Genomic DNA, 9,879 nt, shown 5'->3' with positions numbered 1-9,879 from the left:
TTGGCCTGCCATACGCAACAGCGGCAAAGGCAATAGACGGATATAGTTTATACCTTGTACAGGGAGCAGAGACAGGAGTATTCAGTTCAGGAAGAATAGAAGTAACATACATCTATAAGAAGGACCCAAGCGTGGTAGTAATACCGGGACCTGTGCCACCTGTAACTCCTATAAACCCAAGCCCGATAAATCCGATTAACCCGATTAACCCGATTAATCCGATAAACCCTGTAACACCGGTAAATCCAAGTACACCGACAACACCTACCACACCGACGACCCCTACAACTCCGATAAGAGTGGCAACCCCAAGCCAGATCACTATACCGGGAAGAGATGAGGATGTAGTAATCAGACCTACAAGACCTTTAGCGACCCCGTCAATAGCGACAAGCTCAAACACAAGCAGAGGAGGAAGTGGAAGTTCAGGAAGCGGCAACACAAGTGTAAGACCTGGACAGGTAAGTGTAGACAACAAAGTAACATCAAAGAATGCAATAGAAGAGCCTGTGATCTTGATAGACACCCCAACACCTACCAAGAATCCACAGCCACAGAAAGTGACACCTGTACCAAGCAGTACAAGAGTGGCACTTGCAGTACCGAAGACAGAGGACAGAAAGGACGTAAGAGGATATGTATTTATTCTGATGAGTTCAATCGCAGCTGCAATGGCACCGGCATTCAAGAAAAAAGAAGAAAGATAATTTTTCAGTCCCCGACTTTAAGTCGGGGGCTTTTTTTATGTAAATTGAATCTATAAAGAATTGAAAAGATGATAATAAAAAAGTCTGTCACTTTACAATTTAAAAATCGTAAAGTAACAGACAATATAGTATTATTTAGAAATCTTCCCATCCGTCAATGGAAGAACTCATATTGTAACTTGTAACGGTACCTTCAAAGAAATTAGACTTAACATTGCCTTCGCCCTCGGTGTCGGCAAATCTTTCCAAATGCTTATAAGGATTTTTGGTAAAACCTGAATACAAAGGCTCGAGGCCTAAAGACTTTAATCTTTCATTAGCCAGCCATTTTGTATAACCCTCAGTTGTTTGAGAAGTTATACCAAGTACACGATTTCCTATTATATGCTCTGTCCAGTTAATTTCCTGCTCAACGGCGGTATTAAACATGGAATAGATAGTTTCCGCCGAGAAAAACTCAGGGTAATCATTCTTTATTTCCTTAACAATACTTCTAAATAAAACAACATGTGAGAGCTCATCTCTGTTTATAAGTCTTATAATATCAGAGGTACCTACCATCTTATTTCTGCTTGCAAGAAGATAGAAGAAGTTAAAACCGTTATAGAAATACAGTGACTCAAGCAAGTAGTTTGCTATTATGACCTTGGCAAAGTTCTCATCAGACTGATTGTCTATAAAATCCTGATAGATCTTTGCAATAAAACTGTTTCTTTCAAATAATATCTTATCATCTCTCCATTTGTCATAGATCAGATCTCTGCTCTGCTTTGGAAGTATGGACTCAATTATATACTGATAAGATTGAGAGTGAATGGACTCCTGGAAAGTCTGTATAGCCAGCAATAAATTCACCTCAGGTGCTGTTACATGGTCTGAAATATTAGGAATATTATTGGTTTGTATACTGTCAAGGAAGATCAAAAATGAAAGTATTCCGTCATATGCCTCCCTCTCAGGTAAAGTCAAATTTTCATAGTCATTTTTATCCTTGGTTAAATCAACCTTTTCCGGTATCCAGAAATTTGCCATCATAGTTCTGTAAAGATGATTCGCCCACTGAAATCTGACATTATTCAGGTTAAAAAGATTTGTTGAATTACCCTTTATAATTTTCCTTGCACTTAATGTATCATCACCTGCCGGATTAAATAATTTCTTTCTATCCACTACAGCTTTCGCACTCCTCTTTATCTGAAATAGTATTCGTATTCTTTTGAATTGTTCTTATATAATAAACACTCTTACAGCCTTCTTCCCAGGCAGTCATTAAAGTGTCATAAATATCTTTTGCTTTAATATTTTTGTTTAAGTCAAAGACCATTTCCATAGATACACCCTGCGTTATCCATGAACCTATCTTTGCCATTATCTTTACATAGCTGATAGGGTTTACATTTTTAAACTCGGGATAGAACCATGCTCTGTCCTTCAAATGCTTAACCGTTCTGGGTATTGCTCCTCTTTGATTCTTTTCAATATAAAATCTTGAGAATGTCGGAGTTACAGATGCGGTCGATCCCATTAACAAAGATGTGGAAGTATTAGGCGCTATTGCTGTAAGCTCACCGTTTCTGAGACCGTTAGCCTCAACCAGATAAAAAGCCTCATTCCATTCATCTTTGAATTTTGAATTTGCTCCATACCATTCTATTTTCTTGCCGAAGAATATACCCTGATCCCATTTAGAACCCTTAAAGGCCTTGTAAGCTCCTCTTTCCTTTGCCAGCAATGCGGAAGACTTTACAGAATAAAGCGCTATTCTTTCAAACAGCTCATTTATTTCATTTATAGAGTCTTCATAAATCATATATTCTCTTGCCAAGAAGTCGGCAAGTCCCATTGCACCGACACCTACTGTTCTGTAAAGTAAGTTATGCTTATTGGATTCTTTTAAAGGAGTAACCGTCAAATCTATAGTATTGTCCAAAGCTCTTATTGCAAGGGCGACATGCTTTTCAATCTCATCAGAGGTAAGTTCGGCCAGATTAAGAGAAATAAGGTTGCAAGTGTGAATTTCACCCATATCACTTTTTCTTATAGCCGTATTGCCGTCAACTTCTTCCTCAAAATTTACGGTAGGTTTGAAGTTTGAAAAACTCTCCATACAGAGATTTCCGTTACCTATCATACCCATATGAGAGTTGTGATTTACCTCATTTGCTCTGTCTTTAAAGAAGATATAAGGCATTCCGGTTTCAAGCTGAGTTTTCATAATGCTCTTAAACAGATCCTTGGCATTTAAAACCTTTTTAAGCTTGATATTATCGTCCTTTTCAAGCTTTTCATAGATTGATTCAAATTCATAACCATAAAGCTCACAAAGTTCAACACCATACTTTCTTCTTATTTCATATGGATCAAGTAAAGTCCAGGATTCATTGTTTTTAACACGTTTCATAAAGAGATTGGAACACACTACCTGTGGATAGATATCATAAGCTTTTCCTCTTTGGTCACCATTTTCAGTTTGTAGTTCAAGGAATGATTCAATATCTAAATGCCAGGTATCCAAAGCTACTGTAGCGGCTCCGGCTCTTCTTCCCTGTTGATTTACGGCAACAGCTGTATCATTTATTATTCTGATCCATGGTACAACACCGCCGCTGGCATTGTAATAACCGTTTACCATAGAGCCTTTTGCTCTTATTCTTGAAACATTTACACCAACTCCACCGCCGTTTTTACTGATTCTTGCTATAGAATCGATATTGTAGAAGATAGACTCTATATTGTCATCTATTGCTGTAATAAAGCATGATGACAGATTTCCGTCAGGGACTCTAAGGTTTGCAAGCATAGGAGTCGCAAGTGAGAGCTTTCTTAGAGATAATGCATTATAGAATTCTTTTACTATATTTACTCTTATTTCACCGGGCTTTTCATTTAAAGCAAGCATCATAGATATTGCCATAAATGTTTCCTGAGGCAGTTCATAAGTTTTGCCTTCATGCTTAATTAAATATCTGTTAACAAGCATATTTGCCCCGGCATAGTCATAGACCATATCTCTGTCTATATCTATAAGTGGGGCAATTTGATCCAATTCTTCTTTGCTATAGGTTAACAGTCTTTCATCATACAGTCCAAGTTCAACCATATGCTTTATAGTTTTGGAAAAATCACCGTAAGAGAATTTTCTTGAGTGAAAAACTTCTCTTTCAGCTTCCATCATAAGCAGTCTTCCGGCAACGTATGCCCAGTCACTTTCTTCAAAGCTTGTCATAGTAACTGCGGTGTTTATTAAAGATGCCTGAATCTTTTGAGTAGTAATATTTTCCTCATAGATTGAGTCTATATTACTCTCAAGCTCAACCATATTTACTTCCAGACCGTCACAGGCCCTCAAAAGCTTTTCTCTGATTTTTTCTATATTAAGATCTTCGATTATGTTATCTCGATTGATAACTTTTCTTTTTTCGTTTGACATCAGATCACCTGTAAGAAGGCTTCCATTGAGTACACATTGTCATTATATTCCACTACAGGAGCACTCATAATTCTTGCCTTACTTGCAACTATCATAAGTGTTTTCATGTCCTCGATGTATTCGAATTCAAGGTTCTTATTTTCCAATATTCCCTTTAAAGATACGCATTTACCACAGTTTTCCTTGCCATAAACTTTTATCATTTCTAAACACTCCTTAAAATTATACATATATATTGTGAATGGATATGAAGTCAGCACAATATATTGTGCTAATAGCCTACTAATTTTATTATATAAAACCAAAAAAGTAAAGTATATATTTTGATTTTAAATAATAAAATCCGAGATTAAAAATAATTAGTGTTAAAAAAAATTTACAAAAAGATTGACTAAGAAAGATAGGATATATGTGGATTCTAGGACTTTTTTAATACTTATTTAGGAAAACAAAGTGTCAAAGTCCCGAGAACTTGCCGGCATCCGGATAAAAAGGGGCTATCGCACCAAGTAATTATCAATTGTTAAAGCGACAGCTTCTTTTTTAAAGTTTTCCTACTTTATATTGAAAGTTTAAAAAAAATATTATAAGATACATACATACGGTTGGTATGTATAGAGCCGAATTTTAAATAAGAGATACCGGAGGAGATATGCCAAGGAATAAATACCCTGAAAAAACAGTGGAGAGAATATTGCAGACATCTTATTACCTTTTTACCACAAGGGGCTATGATAATGTGTCCATACAAAATATTGTGGATGAGCTGGGTGATATAACAAAGGGGGCTATATACCATCATTTTAAATCAAAGGATGAGATCCTAAGTGCAATCTTTGATAAATTATATGAAGAGTACAGCTTTACGAATATGATAAAAAATCATACAGGATTAAATGCATTGGAAAAAATCAGGGCTAGTTTTAAGGACGCCGCCAATGATGAGAATATCAGAAAAATGAATATGGAAACCATCCCCCTGATTCATAATCCGCATTTTTTTACTCAATTGGTTGAAACTGTTTTAAAAAATATTTCACCTCAGATAGAAGCTCTTATAAAGGAGGGGAATGAGGACGGCTCTATGAGAGTTGATCCAAAATACACCAAGGAGGCGGCGGAGGTATTCGGTCTGCTTTCAAAGGTCTGGCTTTTGCCTACACTGATAGATAACAGTATGGAGGGTGCATTTAGAAAAATAGATATGCTCAAAGTGATTCTTGATGCCATAGGTATTCCGCTGTTGGATGAGGAAATGACGGAAGTTTCAAAACAATATGTAAGAAGGTTTTATATTGACGAATAAACATATGAGGTAGAACTATGGAAGAACTTATAATTGCAAGAAATGTACATAAGGAATTTCTTCTTGGGGAAGTAAAGGTAAATGCACTTGATGATGTAAGCTTTGAGGTATATAAAGGGGAACTTGTGGTTATTTTGGGACCTTCAGGCTCAGGAAAGTCCACGCTCTTAAATATCCTTGGAGGAATCGAAACCGTAAGCTCAGGGAGTATAAGCTACAACGGAATTGATTTAAGTAGTATGACAGAAAGAGAACTTACCTCCTTTAGGCGAGCAAATATAGGCTTTATTTTTCAGTTTTATAATCTGATGCCGAACTTAAATGCTCTTGAAAATGTGGAACTGGCGGAGGAACTCTCACCAAATCCGCTTGATCCTAAGGAACTTCTTACTCAGGTGGGACTATGGGATAGAAGAGATCATTATCCTGGAAAAATGAGCGGAGGTCAGCAGCAAAGAGTGGCGATTGCAAGGGCAATCTGTAAAAATCCGGACTTGCTGCTTTGTGATGAGCCTACAGGTGCTTTGGATATATCTACAGGAGTACAGATACTTAAAATACTCCTTGAGTTTAATAAAAAATATAATAAAACCATTATGATAATAACCCATAATGAAAATGTGGCAAAGATTGCAAACAGAGTGTTTTATCTTAAAGACGGCAATATCAGAAAAATAGTGACAAATGAGCATCCTATAAGTCCTGATGAGGTGGTGTGGTAATGAAATATTTTGCAAAAAATTTATTCAGATCCGCAAAAAGGAATTTGGGAACATATATAGGTGCCGCTCTTATTATGGCTCTTGGAGTTTTTATATTTGTTTCAATGAATGATACATTTATAAACCTTAAAGGGCAGGTATACAGCTATTATAAAGAAAATAATATGGCTGATATTTTTGCAAATGTTATCTCCATGCCGAAAGAAAGGTTAAAGGAATTTGAAGATTATCCTGGTATAAAGAGAGCTTCCGGTATTTTGAGTGCAGATCTAAGAATTGCCGGAGAAGGTATCGGTGATATAGCAAATCTGCATGTACTCTCCTATGATGAAGAAGCTTATTTAAACAGACCTCTTTTAAAGCCTGAGAGTCCTCCAAACAGTGAGCAGATATTTATAGGCTCAAAGATGATGAAAGCCAGAAACTTAAAAAAGGGTGATATTATAAGCCTTATACATAATGGTGAGAGCTATGATTTTATAATTGCAGGAGTTGCATCCGCACCCAATTATATATATGCCATTCCTCCAAGCGGTGCGGTAATATCTGACGGAAGAGATTATGATATTGCAATTGTAAATTCGGAGAAGCTTGAAAAGATACTGGGAAGAGAGAATATAGTAAATGAAATAAGCTTTGAAATGGAAAGCGGTTATTCCTATGAGGAAGTCAGATACAGTTTAAGGGAGCATTTATCAGAGTACGGATTGCAGAGTTTTACAAATAAGGAAAAGCAAAGCAGCTACAATATGGTGGACGGTGAGATTACAGAACTTACAGGTACAGGTACCATATTGCCGGTTGTTTTTATGTCAATGTCTGTATTTATGCTGTATACGGTGCTGAAAAAAATGATTGATAATGACAGAAGTCTTATAGGAACAATGAAGGCGATGGGGCTTAGAAACAGCGAGCTTTTAGGCGCATATCTGGTACAGGCGATTATGATAAGTTTTATGGGAGCATTTATCGGATGCATACTTGCAAGACCTTTTGGAATGTATATGTTTAATCAGTATGCGGAGTTTTTTTCATTGCCGTCACCAAGCTATATCGATCCGCTTTCCACAAAGCTTAAAGGATTTTTAATAGCGGCCACCTCAAGTATTGCGGCTGTGATTTTGGGAGTTGGCGGAATAACAAAGATACAGGCGGCGGAGGCTATGAGGGCAGCCGCACCGAGTGTAGGAAATAATTTTTCTCCGGGTATAATAAGGCATTTTAATGTTATGCATAAAATGGGTATACGCTCTATTTTAAGAAGTCCTTTCAGAACATTTTTTATTGCCTTTGCGATTGCCTTTCCGTTTGCACTTTCATGTACTTTGCTGGCGTCGGAAAATGCGGTCAACAAGATGTTTGTAGGATATTTTGAAGATATTGCAAAATATGATGTAAAAGTAACAATGGAAAACTATTCCTCTTTTAACAGTGTATTTAATTCACTTGACAGTATAGACGGAGTGGGTGAGAGAGAGATTATTTGTGAGATACCTGTAACATTAAAATCTCAAAATCATACAAAGCCGACACTGCTCACAGGCATAGGCAGAGGTTCAAAGCTTTATAGGATATGTGATGTGGATGATATATTTTATGAGCCTCCAAGGGAAGGAATTATTTTAAATTCAAGGATTGCAAAGGATTTGAATGTAAAAGAAGGCGACAGTATTGAAATCAGTACAGGCTATGCCCCTAAGAAAAAAACAAAATTGCCTGTAAGTAAGATTATTTTTGAGGCATTTGGAAGCGGCTGCTATGTGGATATACAAAATATAAATCAATATCTTTCATTGCAAAGTTTCTCAAATACATTAATTTTTAATACACAAAGAGGAATGGAAGATAATATTAAAAAGAGGCTTACAGATGACAGTGCAAATATTACTTCATTTTCAAGTAAGAGGGATACTTTGAGGATTTATCAGGACAGAATGAAAAGCTCTAAATTTATGCTTAGAATGTTTATATATCTGGCATTATTTTCAGGTGTGGTACTTATATACAATATTTCGTTGATAAGCATAAGGGAGAGAAAAACGGAATTTGCCACTATGAAGATTATGGGGGTTTTGGATACGGAACTTAAGCAGATGATTTTTATGGAACAGCTGGTATATCTTATATGCGGACTTATTTTAAGTATTCCGCTTTTAAAATTATTTAAATGGCTGCTTGAGAGTTTGCTGGTTTCAGAATCCTTTACCCTGAAATTAAATATAGAGATATCAATGTATATATCCTCACTTATATTTTGTATATTGATGCTATATATATCCGGAAGGGCAATTCTTAAAACCATTGATAAAATAAATCCGAATGACAGTTTAAAAGAAAGAGGTTAACTATGAAAAAAAATAGTTTAGCACAGCTTTTTGAGGGAAGAAAAAAATACATACTGATTTCTATTATTATCTTAGTTATTATATCAGTCTTTATTATAAATAATCTTAATAAGGCTATAGATGTGGAGGTCTATACCGTAAAGGCCGGAGAGGTGAATGATACTTATAAGGAAAATGCGGTTATAAGTCTTGGAAAGGAGTATCATATTCTTTCAAAGGTGAACGGAAGTATTGAAGAGGTTTTGGTAAATGAAAATTCACCGGTAAAAAAGGGAGATGTGCTTATAAAAATATCAAGCAGAGATCTTGAATATCAAAAGCAGCTAAGGCAGAGCAGCTTGGATTCATATACAGCCAAAAAGGAAGAAAGTGATATAGGTAAGCTTATGGCAACTTCTCCTATGGAGTATATAAGCGGATTAAAATCAAGTCTTGATACTGCAAAAGCAGCATACGAGGCGGCACAGACAGATTACTCGGCAAAACAGGCACTTTTTGAAGCACAGAGCGTATCATTGATTGAACTTGAAACTTCCAGGGCAAATCTTGAAAATGCCAAATCAAATTTTGAAACAGCGTCAAAAAGGCTTGATGAAAGCAATAAATATCTGCAAACTCTGAAAGGTCAGGGCTTAAGCGAAAAGGATATCAGTGAGAAGTTTTATGAAAGTACAAAAAAGCAGATTGAGGCGGCGATTGAATCCGAAAAAACATCTATAGCACAGTTGGAACATCAAATAGAAGATTGTGAAGTAAAAGCGGAATATGACGGAATCATTTCCAAGATACCTGCAAAGGATATATCAATGGCTGTAGCAGGTCAGGAACTTGCGGTAATTGATACAAATAATAATGAGTACAGACTGGAGTGCAGTGTTTTAACGGATGTTATACCATATCTGCATGTAGGTGATGTAATGGAGGCTGAGTTTAATCTAAGAGGTATAAAGAAAAACTATAGCGGAAAGATAAGTGAAATATATGATTTTGCGACTGAGGAAAAGTCCCCTCTGGGATTAAAGGAGTACAGGGTAAAACTTGTGGCAATATTAGATAATGTGGATGATGATATCTTAAAAAGCGGTTATGGTGTGGATGCGATATTTACACTATATAAAAATGATGAAACGATTTCAGTGCCGATAGGTTCGGTTTTTAGCGAAGATGAAGTTGACTATGTGTTTAAGATAGAGGATAAAAAGGCTAAGAAAACTCCTGTAAGCATAAGCTATAAATCATCCACACAAGCAGTCATAACTGAAGGATTAAAAGAAGATGATAAAGTGATTATAAATTCGGATGAAGAAAAGCTTAATGACGGTAGTAAGGTCAGAGAAAAGAAGTAAAGATATAGAAGTTTGATAATAAA

Annotated in this window: 8 protein-coding genes; 5 read left to right on the top strand and 3 right to left on the bottom strand. The window is 36.1% G+C overall.

Translation table 11 applies throughout. The features are described from left to right. Nucleotides 1–707 (top strand): MucBP domain-containing protein (locus HMPREF1495_RS13870; protein ID WP_034212495.1); only part of this gene is annotated, 707 nt, incomplete at its 5' end. Nucleotides 708–842: 135 nt separating this feature from the next. On the opposite strand, the gene HMPREF1495_RS04670 is transcribed toward HMPREF1495_RS13870, so the two are convergent. From HMPREF1495_RS04670 to HMPREF1495_RS04660, 3 genes are read right to left on the bottom strand one after another with little or no spacing between them, the layout of a single operon-like run. Next, nucleotides 843–1,877, bottom strand: coding sequence for a ribonucleotide-diphosphate reductase subunit beta (locus HMPREF1495_RS04670; protein ID WP_007594856.1), 1,035 nt, complete (start codon nt 1,875–1,877; stop codon nt 843–845). After that, entirely contained in the window at nt 1,870–4,137 is a 2,268-nt protein-coding gene (locus tag HMPREF1495_RS04665; RefSeq protein ID WP_034212493.1) for a ribonucleoside-diphosphate reductase subunit alpha, read from the bottom strand. Before HMPREF1495_RS04665 ends, HMPREF1495_RS04670 begins: the two co-directional genes overlap by 8 nt. Further along, nucleotides 4,137–4,340: a glutaredoxin domain-containing protein gene (locus HMPREF1495_RS04660; protein ID WP_007594852.1), complete on the bottom strand. Its 204-nt coding sequence runs from the start codon at nt 4,338–4,340 to the stop codon at nt 4,137–4,139. The genes HMPREF1495_RS04665 and HMPREF1495_RS04660 overlap by 1 nt, the downstream gene beginning before the upstream one ends. Nucleotides 4,341–4,789: 449 nt before the next feature. Between HMPREF1495_RS04660 and HMPREF1495_RS04655 the strand changes: the two genes are divergently transcribed. Genes HMPREF1495_RS04655 through HMPREF1495_RS04640 form a run of 4 tightly spaced genes read left to right on the top strand, consistent with a single transcriptional unit; the run spans nt 4,790 to nt 9,856 of the window. Next, the gene (locus HMPREF1495_RS04655) at nt 4,790–5,443 is read left to right on the top strand and encodes a TetR/AcrR family transcriptional regulator (RefSeq protein ID WP_034212491.1); all 654 of its coding nucleotides are present in this window, start codon (nt 4,790–4,792) and stop codon (nt 5,441–5,443) included. A 17-nt stretch (nt 5,444–5,460) separates the two neighbouring features. Beyond that, nucleotides 5,461–6,165, top strand: coding sequence for an ABC transporter ATP-binding protein (locus tag HMPREF1495_RS04650; protein WP_034212489.1), 705 nt, complete (start codon nt 5,461–5,463; stop codon nt 6,163–6,165). Continuing rightward, complete coding sequence (locus HMPREF1495_RS04645) at nt 6,165–8,510, top strand: ABC transporter permease (protein WP_034212487.1); 2,346 nt, start codon at nt 6,165–6,167, stop codon at nt 8,508–8,510. The genes HMPREF1495_RS04650 and HMPREF1495_RS04645 overlap by 1 nt, the downstream gene beginning before the upstream one ends. 2 nt (nt 8,511–8,512) lie before the next feature. Continuing rightward, the gene (locus HMPREF1495_RS04640; protein WP_034212485.1) at nt 8,513–9,856 is read left to right on the top strand and encodes an efflux RND transporter periplasmic adaptor subunit; all 1,344 of its coding nucleotides are present in this window, start codon (nt 8,513–8,515) and stop codon (nt 9,854–9,856) included. Nucleotides 9,857–9,879 lie beyond the last annotated feature (23 nt).

This window comes from Lachnoanaerobaculum sp. MSX33, assembly GCF_000512995.1.
In the GTDB taxonomy this organism is placed as follows: domain Bacteria; phylum Bacillota; class Clostridia; order Lachnospirales; family Lachnospiraceae; genus Lachnoanaerobaculum.
The sequence above is the reverse complement of the archived record's forward strand: the minus strand, read 5'-3'. Positions and strand labels throughout refer to the sequence as shown.